Consider the following 22,646-nt stretch of genomic DNA (forward strand, 5'->3'; position numbering starts at 1 on the left):
CATCGCGTCGATGGCCTAGCGTCTATTGCGCTTTGATATACAGAGTATGCCATCCGCAACATGTTGTTGCATAATTACCGGCTTTACTGATGAGAGCCTGTCATGAAACACCTATCCTCTTTATTTACGGCGGTCTGTTTGCTGCTCGCGACGACTTTGGTATCGGCCTCACCGTTGCTGATTGATGTACGTACCCCGGATGAATTTGCCCAAGAGCATGTACAGGGCGCGCTTAACCTGCCGCTGGACAGTATTGCCCGCACCATCGCCCAGAGTGCGCCGGACAAGAATGCACCGATTGCACTGTACTGTCGCAGTGGACGGCGTTCGGCAGAGGCCGAGCAGCAGCTACGGGCACTGGGTTATACCGAGGTACGCAATCTTGGCGGGGTGGCGGAAGCACGCAAGCTATTTGCACAGCCTTGAAAGCAAAATCTTGGGGTAAAGGGGTGGATGCTGTTCTGGTATGATATTAATTAATATTCATACATTGGGATTTCTCCCGTGAATTCGCGCTGCGGGAATAGTGCACGGCAAGGCCAAGATTATTCCTGTCAGTCCCCTTCCTCTTTCTCCAATGCCATGTCGACGATAGAAAACGATTCCGCGGTCTGGGATGCTGATGCTCCTCACGCCGCCCGCGAGCTGAGCCCATGTCGTCAAAACATGATAAATGGACCTGCGGATATCAAGGCGAAGGACGTGATGCTGGGCGTCTTGCAGCAACGCGAAGCCAAATACCGGCAGATATTCAGCCATATGGCAGTTGGCGCGCTGCATTTCGACGCGGCAGGCGTGGTAACCGATTGCAATGACAGCCTGCTGCTGCACCTGAGCCTGCGCCGCGAGCAGGTACTTGGGTTGAGTCTGCTCTCGGTGAATGACAGAAAGATGCTCTCCGCTGTTCAGGCGGTGTTGGCCGGGCAGCGCAGTGTGTATCAGGGTGATTACGAATCCACGCTGAACCACCGGGTGTTTGCCCTCAGGGTGGAGCTGATTCCCGTCATCGTGACCGGCCAGGTCTGTGGCGGCATTGCGCTGGTAGAAAACCTGAGCGGGCAGCGGCAGACCGAGCACGAATTACGGGCTTCGCGCCAGCGCCAGCATTTGCTGCGCGAGCAGACTGCACTGGCGATGATAGAGTGGGACGCGCATTTTTGTGTGCGTGACTGGAATCCGGCGGCACAGAAAATATTTGGCCATAGCCGCGAGCAGGCGCTGGGTCGGCATGCGCACTTTATCCTGCCGGAGCCCGCTCGCCAGATGTTGAGCGAGGGGGTGCTGGAAGCCCTGCTTAAACAGCACGGGGGCTCACACAGCCAGAACGCCAACCTGACACGTGACGGCCGCATCATCGAGTGCGAGTGGTTCAATACCACCTTGGTCGACGAATCAGGATGCACCTTGGGGGTGATTTCGCTGGCTCAGGACGTGACCGAGCGCGAACAGACCGGGCGGCAACTGCGTTATCTGGCCCGGCACGATTCGCTGACCGGCCTGATCAACCGCGCATCGCTGGCCGAGCAGTTTACCTCGGCCATTGCCGCCAGGATTCCTTCCCTGGCGCTGGTATTTATTGATCTGGATGGCTTCAAGCATATCAATGATACGCTGGGACACACGGTAGGCGATGCCCTGCTGTGCCTGCAGGCTCAGCGCTTGTCGGCGCAGGTCCGCCATAGCGATAGCGTCGCGCGTTTGGGCGGGGACGAATTCATCCTGCTATTGCCGGACAGTGATGCCGAGGATGCCGTTGCGCTGATTCAGCGCCTGAGCGAACAGCTGGCGCTGCCCTGTGCGGTGGAGGGGCACGATATCAGTGTGACTTCATCCATAGGCATCGCTCTGTATCCGCAGGATGGCAGCGACTTTGACACCCTGTTGCGCTGTGCCGATATGGCGATGTATCACGCCAAGCGCGATGGGCGGAATACCTGGCGTTGCTTCCAACCGGATCTGCTGGCCAGAAGTGCACGCCATTTGCAGCTGGAAAGCGCCTTGCGCCATGCTCAGGAGAGGGGTGAGCTCAGCCTGCATTACCAGCCGCAATATGATATTGCCAGTCGTCAGCTGATCGGACTGGAGGCGTTGCTGCGCTGGCAGCACCCCGGGCTGGGCTGGGTTTCCCCGCTAGAGTTTATTCCGGTTGCAGAAGAAAGCGGCATGATCATCGCGCTGGGCGACTGGGTACTGCATCAGGCGCTGAGCCAGTTGTGCGACTGGCAGCAAGCCGGCTATTTGCCGGTCAGGGTGGCGGTCAATCTGTCGGCGGCCCAGTTCCAGCAGGCAAACCTGCCGCAGCAGATCGCCAGTTTGCTGGAGACATACCATCTTCCCGCCCGGCTGCTGGAGCTGGAGCTGACCGAGAGTGTCGCCATGCGCCGGCCGCAGGAAGCCGTGGCAATACTGGGTGCATTGGAGGCGATGGGGATCAAGGTCTCCATCGACGATTTCGGCACCGGTTATTCCTCGCTGAGCTATCTGAAGCGTTTGTCCCTGGAAACGCTGAAGATAGACCGCTCTTTTGTGACCGATATGGCGGATGATGCCGATGATCGGGCCATTGTCCAGGCCATCATCAGCCTGGCCAGAACGCTAGGCCTGAAGACGCTGGCTGAAGGCGTGGAGACAGCCGAACAGCTGCAATGGCTGCAGCAATACGGCTGTGACCGGGTACAGGGTTATTACTTCAGCCGTCCCTTGCCTGCTGGTGACGTACTTGCCTTGCTGACACGGCTTGATCCGCCGGACGAGAGCCTTCTGGCTGGCCGTTTGCGCCATGTCTGAAGCGGGCGCCTTGCGGCGCCCGGCTTGTCTTTAGCTGCGGATCTGTCCGTCGCCCAGTACCACCCACTTCTGGCTGGTCAGCCCTTCGAGGCCGACCGGGCCGCGCGCGTGGATCTTGTCGGTCGAGATGCCGATCTCGGCGCCCAAACCGTATTCGAAGCCGTCGGCAAAGCGGGTGCTGGCATTGACCATCACCGAGCTGGAGTCCACCTCGCGCAGGAAGCGCCGTGCACGGCTGTAGTCTTCGGTCAGGATGGCGTCGGTGTGGTGGCTGCCGTAGTGGTTGATATGGGCGATGGCGCTGTCCAGATCGTCGACTACGCGGATGGCGATAATCGCTGCCGCGTATTCGGTAAACCAGTCCTCCTCGCTCGCCGCGCCCACCTTGTCTGCGCCGACTATGGCGCGCGTGGCCGCGTCGCCGCGCATCTCCACCCCCTTGGCGGCATAGATGGCGCAAATCTGCGGCAGGAATTCGGCCGCTACCGCCTGATGCACCAGCAGCGTCTCCATGGTGTTGCAGGTGCCGTAGCGGTGGGTCTTGGCGTTGTCGCACACGGTCAGCGCCTTGGCGAGGTCAGCCTTTTCATCCACATAGCTGTGGCAGTTGCCATCCAGATGCTTGATCACCGGCACGCGCGCCTCGGCGCTGATGCGTGCGATCAGCCCCTTGCCGCCGCGCGGCACGATCACATCCACATACTCGGGCATGGTAATCAGCGCGCCGACGGCGGCGCGGTCGGTGGTTTCCAATACTTGCACGGCCGTTTGCGGCAGGCCGGCGGCTGCGAGGCCTTCATGCACGCAGGCGGCGATGGCCTGATTGCTGTGGAAGGCCTCCGACCCGCCGCGCAGGATGGTGGCGTTGCCGGATTTCAGGCACAGGCCGGCGGCGTCGGCAGTCACATTCGGCCGCGCCTCGTAGATGATGCCGACCACGCCCAGCGGTACGCGCATCTTGCCCAGCTGGATGCCGGACGGGCGATAGCAGAAATCGTCCATCTCGCCGACCGGGTCGGGCAGGGTCGCGATCTGGCGCAGGCCTTCGGCCATCGAGGCGATGGTGCTCGCATTCAGGGTCAGGCGGTCGACCATGGCCGGTGCCAGACCTTCCGCTACCGCCTGTTCGACATCGCGGCGGTTGGCGGCCAGCAGTTTTTCGCTATCGCGCTCGATGGCCGAGGCCATCGCTTCCAGCGCGGCGTTCTTCTGCCGGGTATCGGCGCGGGCAATCTCGCGGCTGGCCTGGCGTGCGGCCTGGCCGACGTTCTGCATGTATTCCTGAATGTCCATGTTCTGAATTTCCGCTGGGTGATATGGCTTAAAGATTACCCCAGCTTGCAGACCCGCCGCCAGTCTCTAGCTGGCCGATGGTGGCTGGGCTGTGCTGCTGGCCGCTTGTGCCGGCGCGGCATACCAGTTTTCCTTGCTGACCAGCACGACCTCTTCGGGCTGGTTTTCGAAGTTGGGCGACATGATCTGTACGCCGAACTCGTTGAACACATCCAGAATCTGGCTGTGCAGTGCGGTTTTGACTGCCGGCGGCTTGGCGTCCAGCGGCATGCGTGTTTCCAGTTCGTATTCGATGTAAAAATCCTGCAGATTCAGCTGGCGCACGATGGGGGCTTCGCTCTGATTCAGTCCCGCAGTGCGCCGTGCCGCCAGCTCCAGCATGGCGTGCACCTGACGCCATGGCGTGTCGTAACCGATGGTGATTTTGGTCGTCAGCGGCAGGCCGCGGTCGCCGGCCTGACGGGTGTAATTGATGACCTTGCCACCGACCACGACCGAGTTGGGCAGGGTGACTTCATTGCCGTGGCGGGTAATGATCTTGGTCGACAGGGTGCCCAGTTCGCTGACAAAACCATCCACATCGCCCACCTGTACCAGATCGCCCGGTTTGAGGGCGCGCGAGTAGACCAGCACCAGCCCGCTCATGGCATGAGTCATGATGCCGGTTGAGCCCAGCGTGACCATCAGGCCGAAAAACACGCTGATGCCCTTGAATGCATCCGAATTGGAGCCCGGCAGATAGGGGTAGGCGGCGGTCAGGGCAAACAGCCACAGGGCTAGCGAGGTCAGGCGGCGTGTGGCACCGACGGTTTCCTGATACAGGCCGGGCAGGCTCAGACGCTGGCTTTCAACAGCATTAAACAGCAGGTCCAGCCCGCGTATGGTCAGCCGGGTCAGTAGAAAAATTACCGTGACCTTGACCAGCCCTGGCAGCGCGCCAAGGACGCTGTCGGCGATATTGGCCAGCAGATCGAACAGCGACTGCCCTATTTGCTGCCCCCAGGGACGGGTATAGGGGAAGCGGGTCAGCACGAAACTCAGCCACACATGCAAGAGCAGCAGCACACCGACCAAGGCCGACATATCGAGCAGGCGCTGCTCCAGCGTACGCAAAATGCCCTCGAAGTCCTGCCTGTCTTTCAGCCAGCGGTGCGCGCGTAGCGGGCGCTTGAGTACGCGCTCGACGGCGCGCCGGTGCAGGCGTTTAAGCCCCCATAGCGCCAGCGCCAGCGCCAGTGTTGCCGCCAGCGCCAGCGCGGCTGAGCGTGCGATCTGTTCCGGCGAGCTTTGTTCGAGATAAGTCAGGCGCAGCGTATTGAGCCGCTGCTGGACTTGCTGGGCGGTCGCTAGCAGATTGAGGTTATCGGAAGGATCAAGGTCTGCTTCGATGATGGAGAACAGCGGTTTGCCGTGAATGATGAAGCGCAGCCCCGCCACACCATTGCTTACAAATGGCGTGCTCATCACCGGTCTTTGCAGGTCGGCATCATCCAGCGCGGCAATGCGCTGGCGTGCACGCTCGGCTCTTTGTGCCGGATTCACTTCGCCGAAATCGGCGCGGAAGGTAAATAGCATCTGATTGGCGATGGTCAGCGTCGCCGGTGTCGGAGCAGGGCCTGCTTCGGCCGGCCAGGCGACGGCAGGCAGCAGGGCAAGGATCAGGCTCAATAGTAATAACAGGCGGCGCATGGGCATGGTGTGCTCCCTTGATATGCATTAAACATGGCATATCCGCGCCGTGTTTTCCGGCTTAACGATGCCCCAGTGCCTGCTTGGCCCGGTGTACGCCCCACCAGACGCCCAGCGCGACCAGCGGAATGGATAGCCCGGTGAGCAGTTCGGCATTGAGGTGCACACCGGCGGCCTTCACCGCCTTGGCCGCGTAGCCTATCAGGCCGACTGCGTAATAAGTGAGCACACCGACCGACAAACCTTCGACTGTCTGTTGCAGGCGCAGCTGCAATTCGGCGCGCTTATCCATGCTGGCCAGCAGCGCTTTGTTCTGCTCCTCGTTAATCACCTCGACCCGGGTACGCAGCAAGGCGGTTGCGCGTTGCAAACGGGCCGTCAGTCTGTCCTGGCGCCGGCTGATGGTCAGGCAGGTATCCATCGCCGGCTCCAGACGGTGCGCCATGAATTCGCGGAACGGTTGCAGGCCGGGCAGGCGGCTTTCGCGCAACTCGCCTATGCGCCGCTCGACCAGCTGGTAATAGGCATGCGCTGCCGAAAAGCGGTACTGGCTTTGTGCAATCAGGTTTTCGGTCGCCGCCGAGAGCTGGCTGAGTTCGCCCAGCATGGTCGCGTCGTCGCTGTCGGGCTGGCTCATGCGTTCGGTGATGGCGCGCAAGGCAAGTCCCAGTTCGTCCAGCGTCTGCATTTGCGCCTTGGCCATGGGCAGCGCCAGCAGCGCCAGCATGCGGTAGGCTTCGATTTCAAACAGCCTTTGCAACATGCGCCCGCTTTGACGTGGCCCCATGTCGCGGTCTATCACCACCAGCCGCGAGAAACCACCAGCCAGACGCGAGTCGGGATGCAGGCGCAAGTCGGTATACACCACACCATTTCCGTCGCCGATTTCGGCACCGATCAGGCCATGGCCATCGAACCAGCGCCCGGCGATGGCGCGCGGAGAGTCCGGTATCGCGGCGGAGGATGGCAAGAGCAGGGCATGAATGCCGACCAGCGCCAGCCCTGGCAGGCTGGCAAGCCAAGCTTGGGGGATGGCATCCAGTGCGGTGGCTTCAAAATCCTGCGCCCCCTGGCCGTGTTGCACAAAGGTGTAGCGGGCAAACTCGGTATGCAGCGACCAGCGCAGCAGCAAACCATCCTTTTCGGCGCGGTAATGGGCCTGGCCACGGGTAGGCGGGGGAAAACCCAGTTGTCCGGTCAGTTGTTCCAGTGCTTCTTGCTGGCCGCCACTGTCGCGGTCAAAAAACAGCGTCAGCGTTGATAGTCGTGCCGGTGCCAGAATGGCCGCGGGTGGCCGGGCATGCGCTTCGTCATTCAGTGCCTGGCGTAGCGGGTGCGCAGGGATCTGGTCGGGCCGGTATTGGGCATTCAAGAGGATTTCCTTTGTGAGCGGCTGGCGCATGAAAATATGTAGCCATATTGCATCGCAGGCCCGAGCGCTGGCAAGCCTGCTGCCCGGTGTGCACAAGGGCAGGTATTAAGAGGTGGCGCTTTATTTCTTTGTGGAATAAAAGTATTTCACAACAGTCTTTCTGGAAATAAAGCTATCTGGGTATCCTGCTTGCAATCCGTACCGCCAAGGAAAATCCGATGAAACGTCTTGCCCTGAAAACACTGACCGCCCTGCTGTTGTCGTCCGCCAGCGTCTCTGCCTTCGCCGACGTGACTTTGCTGAACGTCTCTTACGATGTGATGCGCGACTTCTACAAGGACTACAACCCGGCCTTCCAGAAATACTGGAAAGCCAAGGATGGCGAGACGGTGACGCTGCAGCAGTCGCATGGCGGCTCGAGCAAGCAGGCGATGAGCGTGGTCAATGGCCTGCAAGCCGATGTGATCACGATGAATCAGGCGCCGGACATCAATATTCTGGCTGAGCGTGGCGCGCTGGTGCCCAAGGACTGGGCCAAGCGTCTGGCCAATAACAGCGTGCCGTTTACTTCGGCGACGGTGATTCTGGTGCGCAAGGGCAACCCTAAAGCCATTCGCGACTGGAAGGATCTGGCTCGCCCGGGGGTACAAGCCATTATTGCCAACCCCAAGACTTCGGGTAACGGCCGTTATGCCTATCTCGGCGCTTATGGCTGGGCGCTGAAGCAGCCCGGCGGCAATGACGCGTCGGCCAAGGCCTTTGTTGGCAAGGTGTTTGGCAATGTGCCGGTACTGGACACCGGCGGCCGTGCCGCCACCACCACCTTTATGCAGCGCCAGATCGGCGATGCACTGGTGACCTTCGAAAACGAGGCGGAAATGATTGCGCGCGAATTCGGTCGCGGCAGTTTCGAGATTGTTTACCCGACACTGACCGTGGCGGCCGAGAACCCGGTCGCCGTGGTGGACAAGGTGGTGGACAAGAAGGGCACCCGCAAGCAGGCCGAGGCCTATCTTGCCTACCTGTGGAGCAGCGAAGGCCAGACCCTGGCCGCACAGAACTATCTGCGCCCGCAAAACCCGCAGGTGCTGGCCAAGTTCGCCGGCCAGTTCCCGCCGGTGAGAACCTTTACCGTGGAAAAAGTATTCGGCAGCTGGGATGGCGCGATGAAGACCCACTTTGCCGATGGCGGCGTGTTTGACCAGATTTACACCAAAAAATAAGGCTTAAGAATGGGATCAGGGACCAGGGATCAGGGACTCGGGAATGGGGCGCAGATCCCGGATCCCGGATCCCCAGTCCATGATGCCTGATCCCGGATTCCGAATATGACTTTTCTTGCCAAACGTTACAGCGTGCTGCCCGGCTTCGGCGTGTCGCTAGGCTATGCCATTTTCTGGCTGGGGCTGATCGTGCTGCTGCCGCTGGCGGCGCTGATCCTGAAGTCCTCCGAACTGGGCTGGGGCCCATTTTGGGAGACCGTCAGTGCGCCGCGTGTCGTGGCCTCTTTGCAGCTGTCTTTTGGCACGGCTGCGCTGGCAGCCTTGATCAATTGCGTGATGGGCTTTCTGGTGGCGTGGGTGCTGGTGCGCTACCGCTTTCCCGGCAAGCGTTTTGTCGATGCCTTGGTCGACTTGCCCTTTGCCTTGCCTACGGCTGTCGCGGGTATCGCGCTGACGACCATTTATGCGCCCAATGGCTGGCTGGGCCAGTATCTTGAACCGCTGGGCCTGAAGGTCGCGTTTACCCCGACCGGCATCGTGATTGCGCTGATTTTCGTCAGTCTGCCGTTTGTGGTGCGCACGGTGCAGCCGGTGCTGGAGGATCTGGAGGGCGAACTGGAAGAGGCGGCCACCTGTCTTGGCGCCGATCGCTGGCAGATTTTCCGCCGCGTAATTTTTCCGGCGACCTTACCGGCGCTGATGACCGGCTCTGCGATGGCTTTTGCCCGTGCCACCGGTGAATTCGGTTCGGTGATCTTTATCGCCGGCAATATTCCGCTGGTGTCTGAAATCGCGCCGCTGATCATTATCTCCAAACTCGAACAGTACGATTATCTGGGCGCGACCGCGGTGGCGGTAGTGATGCTGATGCTGTCGTTTAGCGTGCTGTTTGCGATCAACCTGTTGCAGTGGTGGACCAGTCGCCGCCACGGCATGAAGTGAGGTGAGTCATGGCGAGTCGTAGTCTACTGACCAGCGAGCAAGCCTGGGTGCGCTATGCGCTGACCACGTTTGCCCTGCTGTTCCTGCTGGTGTTTCTGCTGGTGCCGCTGGTATCGGTGTTCTGGGAAGCCCTGTCCAAGGGCTGGGAGCTATACGCTGCGGCGCTGACCGAGTACGAGGCCTGGCAGGCGATCAAGCTGACGCTGATTGCCGCCGCCATCTCGGTGCCGCTGAACCTGGTGTTCGGCGTGGCGGCAGCGTGGGCGATTGCCCGCTTCGAGTTTCGCGGCAAGAGCCTGCTGACCACGCTGATCGACCTGCCGTTTTCGGTGTCGCCGGTGGTGGCCGGGCTGATGTACGTCCTGCTGTTTGGTAGTCATGGCTGGCTGGGCAACTGGCTGTCGGCACACGATATCCAGATCATCTTTGCCGTGCCTGGCATCGTGCTGGCCACCGTGTTCGTGACTTTCCCCTTTGTCGCCCGCGAGCTGATTCCGCTGATGCAGGCGCAGGGGCAGGATGAAGAACAGGCAGCCATCGTGCTGGGCGCCTCGGGTTTTGCCGCGTTCTGGCATGTGACCCTGCCCAATATCAAGTGGGGCCTGCTGTACGGGGTGATCCTGACCAATGCGCGTGCCATGGGCGAGTTCGGTGCGGTCAGCGTGGTATCCGGCCATATCCGCGGCGAGACCAATACCATCCCGCTGCATGTCGAGATTCTGTACAACGAATACAACTTTGTCGGGGCTTTTGCCTGCGCTTCCATCCTCGCCATGCTGGCGCTGGTGACGCTGGCCATCAAGACGGTGATCGAGTGGCGCATCGAGCGTCAGCACGAGGCCTCGCTGGTCAGGACACAGCAGGCCAGAGCAGCATTGGTGTAGAAGGGATAGGGGTCCGGGGTGCGGAGCCCGCAGTGTGGCTGGCAACAACAGGCAGGCAGATAACAAGGACGGATCCCGGCTCGCGAGTCCCGGATCCCGCAAGGAACACAGCATGAGCATCGAAATTCGTAATATCGAAAAACGCTTCGGCAATTTCACCGCGCTGGATAATGTCAGCCTCAAGGTTGAATCGGGCGAGCTGCTGGCCTTGCTCGGCCCTTCCGGCTGCGGCAAGACCACCTTGCTGCGCATCATCGCCGGGCTGGAGCAGCCCGATGCCGGCCAGGTGCTGTTCAGCGGTGCCGACACTACCCATACGCATGTCTCCGAGCGTCAGGTCGGTTTCGTGTTCCAGCACTATGCGCTGTTCCGCCATATGACCGTATTCGACAATGTGGCCTTCGGCCTGTCGGTGCGACCGCGCAAGCTGCGCCCGTCGCGCGAGGAAATCCGCGAGCGGGTGATGAAGCTGCTGAAAATGGTACAGCTTGACTGGCTGGCCGATGCCTATCCGGCCCAGCTCTCCGGTGGCCAGCGCCAGCGTATCGCGCTGGCCCGTTCCCTCGCAGTCGAGCCTAGCGTACTGCTGCTGGACGAGCCTTTTGGCGCGCTGGATGCCAAGGTGCGCAAGGACTTGCGTCGCTGGCTGCGTGACCTGCATCACCAGATGCACATCACCAGCGTGTTCGTCACCCACGATCAGGAAGAGGCGCTGGAAGTGTCCGACCGGGTGGTGGTGATGGATCACGGCCATATCGAGCAGATCGGCCGGCCGGACGATATCTACGAAAACCCGGCCACGCCTTTTGTCACCCGCTTCCTGGGCGATGTGAACCTGTTCCATGGTCGCGTGGATGGCGGCCATTTCACCCATGGCAACTTTGCCCATGCGCTGGATGACGGTGCACAGGCGGCATCGGATAGCGCGGTTGCCTATGTGCGCCCGCATGATCTGGATATCAGCCGCCTTGCCGGCGGGGCGCTGGCTACGGGCAGCATCGAGCACATCCACGCGGTCGGCCCGCTGGTACGCATCGAGGTGGCGCCGGATAGCGGCGACGCGATCGAGGTGGCGCTGAGCAAGGATCGCTACCGCGAGCTGGGCTTGATGCTGGGCGACAAGGTGTTTGTCACGCCCAAGAAACTGTCGGTATTTGTCGGCGCACAGGATTACGCGATTTAAGCGTGTGGTCGCCAAAAAAAGGGCGTGTCCGGATGGACACGCCCTTCTCTGTTTCCCTGCGTCTTAACGCAGGCGGAAGACGCTGACGTCCTGATTCAGCGCCTTGGCTGCACCGGCAATCTGGGCGGCATTTTCGCTGATATTGCACATGGCGGCGGTGGTTTCCTCGCTCATCTGTGCCATCTGCTCCATATTGCGCGCAATCTCGCTGCTGGCCGTGCGCTGCTCGTCTATCGAGCTGGCGATGCCTTCCACATCGGCATTGGCCTGCTGCAGCACGCTATCGTTCTCGCGGAATAGCGCGGAGACACGGTCCGAGCAGGCGCGGCTGGCTTGTAGTGTATCGATGCCCTGCTGCACCACATCGGCCAGCGAAGCCGACTTCTCGCCCAGCTTGGCGTTGAAGTGGTCAATCTCGGCGGCGGATTTGGCCGATTTTTCTGCCAGTTTGCGTACTTCGTCCGCCACCACGGCAAAGCCGCGCCCCTGTTCGCCGGCGCGCGCCGCCTCGATGGCGGCATTCAGTGCCAAGAGGTTGGTCTGGTCGGCGATGTCGCGCACTTCCTGCGTCATCTTGCTGATGGCCTGGGTGTTGTCGATAAAGTCCTGCGCCGAACTGGACAGCTGGCTGATCACGGTCTCCATATGCCCCATGTCCCGTTCCAGCGTCTGCATTTCACCCAGCCCGCTCTGGCTGATGGCCAGGTTCTGCTGTGTCTTGCCGCGCAGGTCTTGGGCGGCATCGGCGACGCTGGCAATGCTGACGGTCAGTTGCTCAACTGCGCTGGCACTGGCGCTGGCCGCTTCCGACTGCTTGTTGCTGGCGACGTGGACCTGCCCGGCCGCGCAGGCCAGTTCTTCGACCATGCCGACTGCCGCGCCGGTGCTGGATTTGACCTGATGCAGGGTCTGCGACAGTTTGGCAAGGCTGTTATTCAGCGCACCCAACATATGGCCGATTTCATCCTGGCGTTCGATGGGAGCCTCGCGGCTTAAATCGCCGTGCGCCAGCGCGTCGGTCAGGTCGACTGCCGTATCCATGGGGCGGGTGATCGAGCGTGCGAGAACCGTGCCCAGCAGCAGGCTGGCCAGTATGGCGACACCGCTGCTGAGCGCGATGATCAGTACCGCCTGGTCGATATTCGCCAGCGCATGGCTGGTGTCCTCTTGGGTGGATGTCATTTCCAGTTCGGCCAGCTCGTGCAGCGCCTTTTGCCAGTCGCGGTTGATGGGGGCCATATTGAGTTTGATGATGGCCTCGGCTTCGGCGTAGTGCCCCTGATTCGCAGCTTGCAGCAGTTTTTGCGTGTATTGCTGGATCTCTTGCCGATATTGCCGGATGCGTTTGCTTAGAACGCGTTCTTGTTCCAGTGTTTCTGGATGGTTCAGTATGTTCTCCAGTTTCTGTTCTTCTTGGGCATAAGCTTGTTGTACCTGCAGCAACTTATTTTGCAGTGCTTGGGTCTCGGCGCCCGCCGGAGTGGACAGCAAGGTGCGCAGGATGATGCGCTGCTCCAACTGGTTCACCTGCATAGTTGTGGTAATGTTGAGATTGACCTGGTTGATTTCGCTGATACTCAGCAGCTCATTGCGAACTTTGGATAGGCCCAGATAGGTACTGAAACCGGCGGCCGACATCAGTAGCGTGATGAGAGCAAAGCTGGCGTAGAGGCGAGTAGATATTTTAAGGTTGGCGAGCAGCTTCATGGATTGTGACTCGATTGATTTAAAGCTAATAAATGCATTATATAGCGATAAATATTAAAACTTATGCACTTGGTAATGGTTTGCGCCAAGTCAATTAAGCGGGGCTTGCTGGATAGAATGTGCTGAATTAGAGGGGGGTTGAGTCAGCGCTACGCGCTTTCTGGTGTTTGGCCAGTTGTGCTAAAGCCTGTGCCAGACCCGCATGCGGCAGGCTTTGCGCGGCCTGCTCTATCGCCGCAATACCCTGTTCGCCGATGTGCAGGGCTTTGGGCTGGACCACGGTGCGATACTGCGGGGCAATGCGTATCCGGGCGCGCTGGGCGATATAGCCCTGACGTGCCAGCGTGGGCAGCAGGCCGGTGGCCAGCATGCGCAGGCGTGCGCCGACCATGCCGTTGTCGGCAAACAGCACCAGCTCTTCTTCGCGGATGCGTACGGCGCGGCATTGTCCGGCCAGTTCGGCCGGCAGCAGCTTCTGGAAGGCGGCATCCAGCGCAAGCAAAGCACCGGCCTCGGCGGTGAGCCGGGACAGGGCGTTATTCTGGCGGGCAAAGTCCTGGAAGCGTTGGCTGCTCATGCGCTGGGGCAAAGTAAGGGTAAGAGTGCTGCATTCTACGCGATCATGCGCTGGCTTGTGGTATGAGATCCTGCGGTGCGTACACTGTGCCAGTGTGTCCGGTTATGTGTTGTTTTTATCCCGATCCCACCAAGACTTGATACATCGCAACCATGCCCCCATAAACCATAGCTACGCATGTGCTAAACTCGACAGCATTTTTCCGGCCCGCTAGGCCCTGTGGATCACTCAATGATTTCGACGCTACTCAAGAAAGTTTTCGGCAGCCGTAATGACCGGCTGATCAAGCAGTATCGTCAGGAAGCAATGCGCATCAATGCCCTGGAAGAGGGAATGCGCGCGCTGTCTGACGATGCACTGGCGGGCAAAACCGCAGAATTCAGGCAGCGCCTGGCTCAGGGCGAGACGCTGGACAAGCTCCTGCCCGAGGCATTTGCCGTCTGCCGCGAAGCCAGCCGCCGCGTGCTGGGCATGCGCCACTTCGACGTGCAGCTGATCGGTGGCATGGTGCTGCATGACGGCAATATCGCCGAGATGCGTACCGGTGAAGGCAAGACCCTGGTCGCGACTTTGCCGGTGTATCTGAATGCATTGACCGGCAACGGCGTGCATGTGATCACGGTCAACGACTATCTGGCCAGCCGCGACGCTTCCATCATGGCCAGGCTGTACAACTTCCTCGGCATGAGCGTCGGGGTCAACCTGAGCCAGATGGCGCATGATGCCAAGCAGGCGGCTTACGCCTCGGATATCACCTACGGCACCAACAACGAATTCGGCTTCGACTATCTGCGCGACAATATGGTGTTTGCCACCAGTGAAAAAGTGCAGAAAAAACTGGCTTTTGCCGTGGTCGACGAGGTGGACTCCATCCTGATCGACGAGGCGCGTACGCCGCTGATCATTTCCGGCCCGGCCGAAGACAATATCGAGATGTACCGCCGCATGAATGCGGTGCCGCCCATGCTCAAGCGTCAGGAAGTGGAAGATGGCGAGGGCGACTACTGGGTGGACGAGAAGGCGCATTCGGTCATGCTGTCCGAAGCCGGCCATGTGCATTGCGAGGAAATCCTCGAACAGCTGGGCCTGCTGAAAGAGGGCGACAGCCTGTACTCGGCCGCCAATATCACGCTGATGCACCACCTGATGGCGGCGCTCAAGGGTTTCGCCCTGTTCCACAAGGACCAGCATTATGTGGTGCAGGATGGCGAAGTCGTCATCGTCGACGAGTTTACCGGCCGCCTGATGCCGGGCCGCCGCTGGAGCGAAGGCCTGCATCAGGCCGTCGAAGCCAAGGAAGGGGTCGAAGTCAACCGCGAGAACCAGACGCTGGCATCGATTACCTTCCAGAACTATTTCCGTCTGTACAGCAAGCTGTCGGGCATGACCGGTACCGCCGACACCGAAGCCTATGAATTCCAGAGCATTTACGGGCTGGAAACGGTGGTCATTCCGACCAACAAGCCTATGGTGCGCAAGGATACGCAGGACAAGGTCTATCGCACCAATAAGGAAAAGTACGACGCAATCATCGCCGACATTCAGGATTGCGTGAAGCGCGGCCAGCCGGCACTGGTGGGCACCACCAGCATCGAGAACTCCGAGCTGATCGATACGCTGCTGACCAAGGCGGGTATTGCGCACAATGTGCTGAACGCCAAGGAACATGCGCGTGAAGCCGATATCATCGTGCAGGCCGGTCGTGCCGGCATCATTACCGTGGCGACCAATATGGCCGGTCGCGGTACCGACATTGTGCTGGGCGGCAACCCCGAGCCGGAAATCAAGGCGATCGAGGCGGACGAGCGCCTGAGCGCGGATGAGAAAGCGGCAAAAATCGCGGCAATCCGCGCCGAATGGCAGTTGCGCCACGACGCAGTGCTGGCGGCCGGCGGCCTGCATATTATCGGTACCGAGCGCCATGAATCGCGCCGTATCGACAACCAGCTGCGCGGCCGTTCCGGTCGTCAGGGTGATGCCGGCTCCAGCCGTTTCTACCTGAGTCTGGAAGACCCGCTGCTGCGCATCTTCGCCTCCGAGCGTGTTGGCGCCATCATGGAAAAGCTCAAGATGCCGGAAGGCGAGGCGATCGAGCATCCGTGGGTGAGCCGTTCTATCGAGAACGCGCAGCGCAAGGTGGAAGGCCGCAACTTTGACATCCGCAAGCAGTTGCTGGAGTACGACGACGTTGCCAACGACCAGCGTAAGGTGATCTACGGCCAGCGCAACGAGATCCTGGAAGATGAAGATGTCTCCGCCGTCGTGACCCATATGCGCGAAGGCGTGGTTGCCGATCTGGTTGACCTGTATCTGCCGCCGGAGTCGATGGAAGAGCAGTGGGATATCCCGGGTCTGGAAACCGCGCTGGAAGGCGAATACCAGCTGCAGGCACCGATAGCCGAATGGATCAAGGCCGAACCGGCGCTGGACATTCCGCAGATCAAGGAACGCGTGCTCAAGCTGGCCGAAGAAACCTATCTGGCCAAAGTCGAGCTGGCCGGTGACGGCGTAATGCGCCAGTTCGAGCGCTCTTTGGTGCTGCAGATGCTGGATAACCATTGGCGCGAGCATTTGGCGGCCATGGACCATCTGCGTCAGGGTATCCATTTGCGCGGCTATGCGCAGAAGAACCCCAAGCAGGAGTACAAGCGCGAGGCGTTCGAGCTGTTCGCCGACATGCTGGAACGCATCAAGAAGAGCGTGGTCGGTGTGCTGATGACGGTACAGGTCAATAGCGCGGCCGATGCCGAAGCGATTGCTCCGCACGAAGTGGCCGGCATGTCGCTGACCCATCAGGAGCCGGGCTCGGCACTGGGCGAGGCGGGGGATGACAATCCGTATGCGCCCGAAGTGCTGGCAGCACAAGGCATACGCATCAGTCGCAACGACCCGTGCCTGTGCGGCTCCGGCCATAAATACAAGCAGTGTCACGGCAAGCTGGCCTAAGCTGGCTGAGCACTAACAAGACCCGGCAGCGCCGGGTCTTTTTCTATCCGGCGTGCATGGTCATGAGGCCGGAAGCTTTGGTGTATGATAGGAGCTACATTCTATCCGCGTTGGGAACGATGAAAAATTCACGGCATGGCCTTGCTTCTAGTTGGTCTGCGGCTTTACCGCATAGCAGCGCGACAGTTGCGATCCGGGGTGAGGGGGGGCGATATCTGTCTTCGACACCGGCTTTTTCCCGCTTGCTAGGGCGCGACACCGTGCAGGGGCTGACGGATCAGGATTGTTTTCCCCTGGAAATGGCCAAGCACTTGGCCATGCTCAATCACCGGGTCAGGCAGGAAGGGCATTCCGTCTGCGAGTTTGAACCGTCTTCCCGGCTGATGCTGGTCGAGTTTCCACTGTCGGATGATGACATCAGCGGCGTGGTGGTGGTCGAGGAGCCGCGCGCGGCACAGGACTTGCGCCAGGCGCTGCAGAATGCCGAGTCCAATAACCGTGAGTTGCAGCAGAATATTGCCGATCTGGAGAGTATTGCGGCCACCGACCGTTTGACCGGTACCCGCAACCGCCATTTCCTTGAGCGCCATATCCATAACGAGATCGCCCGGGCCGAGCAGCAAGAGTGTCCGCTCTCCGTGCTGATCATCGATGTGGATCATTTCAAGACTATCAATGATGCGCATGGCCATGCCTGCGGCGACGAGGTGCTGTGCGAACTGGCCGAGCGACTTCGCGGTGCACTACGGGCCAGCGATGTGTTGGTGCGCTGGGGCGGCGAGGAGTTTCTGGTGCTGTGTCCGGACACGCCGCAAGCTGCTGCCGTGCGTCTGGCTGAACGCTTGCGTCTTGCCGTCGCTACCTTGCCGTTTTCCCGCAGCCTGCAAGTCACTATCAGCCTGGGGATCGCTGGCAGACAGGCAGGCGAGCCGTGGCAACCTTGGTTCGAGCGCGCTGACGCGGCTTTGTATCGCGCCAAAGCGGACGGCCGCAACCGGGTAGAGGCGGCCAGTTTTGACGAGAAAGAGAGCGATGCTTTTTCCAACGTCGGTTTTTTGCAACTGAGCTGGCGCAGGGCTTACGAAAGCGGGCACGACGGCATTGATGCCGAACATCAGGCGCTATTTTCCATTAGCAACCAGTTGCTGGATGCGGTATTGCAGATGCGCTCGCGCGAATCTATTGCCGAGCTGATTGCCCGGCTACTGGTCGATGTCAGCCAGCATTTCCAGCATGAAGAAGCTGCCATTCACGCAGCCGGCTATCCGGAAGCAGAACAGCATGCCGCCATACACGCCGGCTTGCTGTCACAGGCATATGCGCTTTGCGCCCGTTTCGAACAGGGCGAAGCCAGCATAGGCGAACTATTCCAGTTTCTGGCGCATGAGGTGATTGCCCGCCATATGCTGCGTGAAGACCGGCTTTTCTTCCCTTATCTGAATGGTTCGCACGCTTAAGCATTCAAGGCCGACTGAAGATGAAGTGCGGGGGCAGGGCTGCTTCTGGTAACCTAGATGCCAATAAAATTTATTCTTCGGCATGATGACTATGACTACCAGCGATACGCATATCTATCTTGCGTCGGGCAGCCCGCGCCGGCGTGAACTGTTGCAGCAACTGGGCGTGGCTTTTGAGCGCATCCATGCCGACATCGATGAGTCGGTTTTGCCGGGTGAAGAGGCTATCGCCTACACCGAGCGTCTGGCGGCAGCCAAGGCGGCGGCCGGTTGGGCGGTGGTGCAAAGCTGCGGTCTGCCTTCGCGCCCGCTGTTGTCGGCCGATACCACGGTGGTGCAGGATGGCGAGATTTTCGGCAAGCCGGTCGATGCCGCCGACGCCGCGCGCATGTTGCGTGCGTTTTCCGGGCGCAGCCATCAGGTGGTGACCAGCGTGGCGATCCGTCAGGATGACAAGCTGAGCGTGGCGACCTGCGTGACCGAGGTGAGCTTTCGCCCTTTGTCTGATGCCGATATCGAACGCTATATCGCCAGTGGCGAGCCATTCGACAAGGCCGGCGCCTACGGGATTCAGGGACATGCAGCGGTATTCGTGTCCCGCATCGATGGCAGCTTTACCGGAGTGATGGGCCTGCCGCTGTTTGAAACGGCGGCCTTGCTGGCTGAATTCGGCTTCACTTTTCCTTGAGGTCGGTCGCCATGCTGCATCAGTCCATTACTTTGCCGCGCGATATCGTACGGCCGCAGGAACAGATCCTCGTCAATATCACGCCGCAGGAAACGCGGGTGGCCGTGCTGGAAGATTCGGTGGTGCAGGAGCTGCATATCGAGCGCGCTGCCAGCCGCGGCATCGTCGGAAATATCTATCTGGGGCAGGTCAAGCGCGTCTTGCCCGGCATGCAAAGCGCCTTTGTCGAAATCGGGCTGGAGCGTGCCGCTTTCCTGCATATCGCCGATGTACTCGAGCAGCGCCAGCATCCGGCCGAGCCGCAGCGCATCGAGAAGATGCTGTTCGAAGGCCAGACCGTGCTGGTGCAGGTGATCAAGGACCCGATCAATACCAAGGGTGCGCGCCTGTCTACGCAGATATCTTTGGCCGGGCGCTTTCTGGTTCACCTGCCGCAGGACGAGCATATCGGTATCTCGCAGAAGATCGAGAGCGAGGCCGAACGCCACAGCCTGAAGGCACGCATGGAGAACCTGGTGCCGGCTGGTTCACCGCATGGTTATATCGTGCGTACCAGTGCCGAGGGCGCGAGCAATGCCGAACTGGCGGCCGATATTGAGTACCTGTCCAAGTTGTGGGCCGATATCCGCCACAAGTCGCAAAATCTGCCGGCGCAGAGCTGCCTGTATGAAGATCTGCCGCTGGCGGTGCGGGTGCTTAGGGATATGGCCAGCGACCAGACCGGCAAGATCATTGTCGATTCGACCGAAAACTATGAGCGCATGGTCGAGTTTGCCGAGCAGTATGTGCAGTCGGCGGTGGACAAGATCGAGCGTTATAGCGGCAATCGCCCGCTGTTCGAGCTGCATGGTATCGAGGCCGAGATCGAGCGTGCACTGGCGCGCCGGGTTAATCTCAAGTTTGGTGGCTATCTGATTGTCGACCAGACCGAGGCAATGACCACCATAGACCTGAATACCGGTGGTTTCGTCGGCACGCGCAATTTTGACGAGACCATCTTCAAGACCAATATGGAGGCGACTCACGCCATTGCGCGCCAGCTGCGGCTACGCAATATGGGTGGCATCATCATTGTCGATTTTATCGATATGGACAGCGATGAGCACAAGCAGGCGGTGCTGGCCGAACTGGCCAAGGCCATGGCGCGCGACCGCACCCGTGTGACGCTTAACGGCTTTACCAGCCTCGGTCTGGTCGAGATCACCCGCAAGCGCACGCGCGAGAGCCTGTCGCACATCTTGTGCGAGCCGTGCCCGACCTGCCAGGGTCGCGGCCAGATCAAGACCGCGCAGACGGTGTGTTACGAGATCCAGCGCGAAATCGTGCGCGAGGCGCGCAAGTTCGATGCCAAGGGTTTCCGCATCCTCGCCTCGCAGCCGGTGATCGACATGTTCCTCGACGAGGAGTCGCAGAGCCTGGCCATGTTGATAGACTTTATCGGCAAGCCGGTATCGCTGTCGGTGGAAAGTACTTATACGCAGGAACAGTTCGACGTAGTGCTGATGTAAGCCGCAACTGTCTTGCGGTGACGTAAAAAGGTTAGTTTATGAATGATGTACACGGCGATGCCTTGTGGCGCGCCATTCTGGATGAAACGGCACTGGCTGCGCGCGACGAGCCGCTATTGGCCAGTTTTCTGCATATGACGGTGTTGCGTCATGCCTCGCTGGAAGATGTGCTGGCTTTTCATCTGTCGAGCAAGCTGGCCAGCCCGGTGATGGATGCGCGTGCACTGATGGAGCTGTTCCACGAGGCGCTGTCGGCCGACGACACCATCAGCCGCGCGATGCGCGCCGATATCACCGCCTGTTTCGAGCGCGATCCGGCCTGCGATAGCTACTCGACCCCCTTGCTCTATTTCAAGGGTTTTCACGCCATCCAGAGCCAGCGCGTCACCCACTGGCTGTGGCAGCAGGGGCGCAAGACCATGGCCTATTTCCTGCAGAACCGCATTTCCGAAGTACTGGGCGCTGATATCCACCCTGCCGCCCGCATCGGTGAGGGCGTGATGCTGGACCACGGCACCGGCGTGGTGGTCGGTGAAACCGCAGTCATCGGCAACAATGTCTCGATGCTGCACGGCGTGACGCTCGGCGGTTCTGGCAAGGAGCGCGGCGACCGTCACCCCAAGATTGGCGACGGGGTGATGATAGGCGCGGGCGCCGCCATCCTCGGTAATATCCGCGTTGGTGAATGCGCCAAGGTTGGCGCCGGCAGCGTGGTGCTGGAAGACGTGGCGCCGCATACCACGGTGGCCGGCGTGCCGGCGCGGGTGGTGGCGCAGGCGACGGTAGGCATGCCGTCGCTGGATATGGACCAGAAAGTTTGAACATGCTGCATGTGGTGGCAGGTGGTCATGCTGCAGATAGCCTGCAGGCTTTGCTTGCTGATGCGCAGTTGGCGGGCGCGGTGCTGGACTGGCCGGACGAACTGAGCAATGGCCCGCTGGCTGATGCCGACCAGATTGATCCGCAGTTGCGTATTGCACACTGGCAGCGCCTGCTGCGCGCCTATCAGCCGCCGCAGCCGGACTGGGATGAAGCCTGGCAGCGCCAGCGCGCCGCCGCTTGCCGCACCTTGCTGCAAGCCTGGGAACAGTCCATGCCGTTGACGTTGTGGCTGGGCAATCATGCAGGCGAAACACTCTTGCTACGCATGCTGGCCGCGCAATGCCCGGAACAGTGCGAGCTGTGGGTAGTCGATGTCAGCTTGCATCTGGACACACCGCGCCCCGGTTTGTGGGCGGTCGGCATGTATTCGGCGGCAGAATTAGCCCCGCTGGCCGGCGATGCCCGTCTGCTGTCACTGCCCGAGCGCCAGATGCTGGCAGAAGAGTGGGGGGACTGGCAGAGGGCCGGAGACTGTGTGCGTGAAGTACAGGCGGGCAGGCTGCAAGGCCGCCCGCTGTCATGCTACGACAACGTGCTTTTGGACGGGCTGGCAGCACATGGCTGTGTGGGTGCTGCGCGTCTGGTGGACGAGAGTATGAGGCGGATAGAGCATACGTTCGTCAGCGACATTTTCTTGTTCTGGCGTGTGCTGGAGTTGGCCGAGGCGGGCACCTTGCGTCTGCAAACCGGAGCCGGACAGGCGCCTGTGCTGGCGGCTATCTAGGCGGTAGCGACAATCTATTTTCCATCCTTAATGGGAATGACTATCATCTGCTGTACTCACTCAGCGGATGACTGCCATGACCAAAACCCTGACGTTTGCCGTCTGCCACTTTAGCGTGGCCTTTGCCGTCAGCTATGCGCTGACCGGCAGCCTGGCGATTTCCGGTGCCATGGCCTTGGCCGAGCCGCTGGCCAATACTGTCACCTACCATTTTCACGACAAGATCTGGGACAGGGTGATGGTGCGCGCGCCTGTGCGCCATTTGGCGCTGGCCAAAACTGCGACTTTTGCCGCCTGCCATTTCGCCGTTGCCTTTACCTTGGCGTGGTTGCTGACCGGCAGCATCGCACTGGCAGGCTTGCTGGCACTGGTCGAACCATTGGTGAATACGGTGGCTTACTTTGTCCATGAACAAGTCTGGCAACTGGTACGCGCGGGCAAGCCGGTGCCGGCCAAGTCCTCGCCGCCGCGGCCTCTTTGCTAAATTATTCTCAAGGCCGCGCTGCGGCCTTTTTTATTGCCTGCAGGTAGAGCCTGTACTCTTATTTTGCAGGCTCTTTTGTTGATTACCCCGTATTAAAGAGCGTTTTCAGGCCTTTCGGCACAAATTTCCCGTTTTTACAAAGCCATAGCTATGAATTTAGCTTAATTTTTTCATGATTTATGAAAAGAGGCGTGAAGGTGTGGCATGCCGTAGCCTTGCTGTAAAAACAAAGGTTTCCATGTACTTTGTGCGGTATTTCTCCTTGGATGACATTGGGAAAATATCTTAGAAAACAATAAT

18 protein-coding genes are annotated in these 22,646 nt (G+C 60.1%); 13 read left to right on the forward strand and 5 right to left on the reverse strand.

The features are described 5' to 3' along the window. Positions 1 to 102: 102 nt before the first annotated feature. Positions 103 to 426 carry a rhodanese-like domain-containing protein gene (locus GQF02_RS03230; protein WP_124735003.1) on the forward strand — a complete coding sequence of 108 codons (324 nt, stop codon included), beginning with the start codon at positions 103 to 105 and terminating at the stop codon, positions 424 to 426. A 240-nt stretch (positions 427 to 666) separates the two neighbouring features. Further along, complete coding sequence (locus tag GQF02_RS03235) at positions 667 to 2,787, forward strand: putative bifunctional diguanylate cyclase/phosphodiesterase (protein ID WP_160794800.1); 2,121 nt, start codon at positions 667 to 669, stop codon at positions 2,785 to 2,787. A gap of 30 nt (positions 2,788 to 2,817) precedes the next feature. On the opposite strand, the gene GQF02_RS03240 is transcribed toward GQF02_RS03235, so the two are convergent. From GQF02_RS03240 to GQF02_RS03250, 3 genes are all read right to left on the reverse strand, one after another. Beyond that, a complete protein-coding gene (locus GQF02_RS03240) occupies positions 2,818 to 4,080 on the reverse strand; it encodes a glutamate-5-semialdehyde dehydrogenase (protein WP_160794802.1) in 1,263 nt (420 codons plus the stop codon). A gap of 66 nt (positions 4,081 to 4,146) precedes the next feature. Next, a complete protein-coding gene (locus tag GQF02_RS03245; protein ID WP_160794804.1) occupies positions 4,147 to 5,775 on the reverse strand; it encodes a mechanosensitive ion channel family protein in 1,629 nt (542 codons plus the stop codon). Positions 5,776 to 5,830: 55 nt separating this feature from the next. After that, positions 5,831 to 7,141, reverse strand: a complete 1,311-nt coding sequence (locus tag GQF02_RS03250; RefSeq protein WP_235930041.1) for a DUF3422 family protein — start codon at positions 7,139 to 7,141, stop codon at positions 5,831 to 5,833. Positions 7,142 to 7,359: 218 nt separating this feature from the next. On the opposite strand from GQF02_RS03250, the gene GQF02_RS03255 reads away from it, so the two are divergent. From GQF02_RS03255 to GQF02_RS03270, 4 genes are all read left to right on the forward strand, one after another. Next, positions 7,360 to 8,364, forward strand: a complete 1,005-nt coding sequence (locus GQF02_RS03255) for a sulfate ABC transporter substrate-binding protein (RefSeq protein WP_124735008.1) — start codon at positions 7,360 to 7,362, stop codon at positions 8,362 to 8,364. Positions 8,365 to 8,469: 105 nt separating this feature from the next. Next, positions 8,470 to 9,306: a sulfate ABC transporter permease subunit CysT gene (gene cysT, locus GQF02_RS03260; protein ID WP_124735009.1), complete on the forward strand. Its 837-nt coding sequence runs from the start codon at positions 8,470 to 8,472 to the stop codon at positions 9,304 to 9,306. A gap of 8 nt (positions 9,307 to 9,314) precedes the next feature. Further along, positions 9,315 to 10,190, forward strand: a complete 876-nt coding sequence (gene cysW, locus GQF02_RS03265; protein WP_124735010.1) for a sulfate ABC transporter permease subunit CysW — start codon at positions 9,315 to 9,317, stop codon at positions 10,188 to 10,190. 112 nt (positions 10,191 to 10,302) lie between these two features. Further along, a complete protein-coding gene (locus GQF02_RS03270; protein WP_124735011.1) occupies positions 10,303 to 11,373 on the forward strand; it encodes a sulfate/molybdate ABC transporter ATP-binding protein in 1,071 nt (356 codons plus the stop codon). Between the two features lie 63 nt (positions 11,374 to 11,436). Here the strand turns inward: GQF02_RS03270 and GQF02_RS03275 are convergent, their stop codons facing one another. Together GQF02_RS03275 and GQF02_RS03280 are read right to left on the reverse strand one after the other, a co-directional pair. Then, the gene (locus GQF02_RS03275; RefSeq protein WP_160794809.1) at positions 11,437 to 13,080 is read right to left on the reverse strand and encodes a methyl-accepting chemotaxis protein; all 1,644 of its coding nucleotides are present in this window, start codon (positions 13,078 to 13,080) and stop codon (positions 11,437 to 11,439) included. 127 nt (positions 13,081 to 13,207) lie between these two features. Next, entirely contained in the window at positions 13,208 to 13,657 is a 450-nt protein-coding gene (locus tag GQF02_RS03280; RefSeq protein WP_160794811.1) for a DciA family protein, read from the reverse strand. A gap of 231 nt (positions 13,658 to 13,888) precedes the next feature. On the opposite strand from GQF02_RS03280, the gene secA reads away from it, so the two are divergent. The 7 genes from secA (at position 13,889) to GQF02_RS16195 (ending at position 22,346) form a co-directional block, all read left to right on the forward strand. Then, positions 13,889 to 16,603, forward strand: coding sequence for a preprotein translocase subunit SecA (secA, locus tag GQF02_RS03285; protein ID WP_160794813.1), 2,715 nt, complete (start codon positions 13,889 to 13,891; stop codon positions 16,601 to 16,603). 299 nt (positions 16,604 to 16,902) lie between these two features. Next, the gene (locus tag GQF02_RS03290; protein WP_160794815.1) at positions 16,903 to 18,060 is read left to right on the forward strand and encodes a diguanylate cyclase; all 1,158 of its coding nucleotides are present in this window, start codon (positions 16,903 to 16,905) and stop codon (positions 18,058 to 18,060) included. A 91-nt stretch (positions 18,061 to 18,151) separates the two neighbouring features. Then, the gene (locus GQF02_RS03295; RefSeq protein ID WP_124735016.1) at positions 18,152 to 18,748 is read left to right on the forward strand and encodes a Maf family protein; all 597 of its coding nucleotides are present in this window, start codon (positions 18,152 to 18,154) and stop codon (positions 18,746 to 18,748) included. Positions 18,749 to 18,759: 11 nt separating this feature from the next. After that, on the forward strand, positions 18,760 to 20,256 hold the full coding sequence (rng, locus tag GQF02_RS03300; protein WP_124735017.1) for a ribonuclease G: 1,497 nt from the start codon (positions 18,760 to 18,762) through the stop codon (positions 20,254 to 20,256). Positions 20,257 to 20,294: 38 nt separating this feature from the next. Next, complete coding sequence (gene cysE / locus GQF02_RS03305; protein ID WP_124735018.1) at positions 20,295 to 21,077, forward strand: serine O-acetyltransferase; 783 nt, start codon at positions 20,295 to 20,297, stop codon at positions 21,075 to 21,077. Between the two features lie 2 nt (positions 21,078 to 21,079). Then, the gene (locus GQF02_RS03310) at positions 21,080 to 21,862 is read left to right on the forward strand and encodes a DUF3658 domain-containing protein (protein WP_235930045.1); all 783 of its coding nucleotides are present in this window, start codon (positions 21,080 to 21,082) and stop codon (positions 21,860 to 21,862) included. Positions 21,863 to 21,938: 76 nt separating this feature from the next. Next, positions 21,939 to 22,346 carry a DUF2061 domain-containing protein gene (locus tag GQF02_RS16195; RefSeq protein ID WP_160794819.1) on the forward strand — a complete coding sequence of 136 codons (408 nt, stop codon included), beginning with the start codon at positions 21,939 to 21,941 and terminating at the stop codon, positions 22,344 to 22,346. Positions 22,347 to 22,646: the final 300 nt, after the last annotated feature.

The organism is Craterilacuibacter sinensis, from assembly GCF_009831765.1.
Classification (GTDB): Bacteria; Pseudomonadota; Gammaproteobacteria; order Burkholderiales; family Chromobacteriaceae; genus Craterilacuibacter; species Craterilacuibacter sinensis.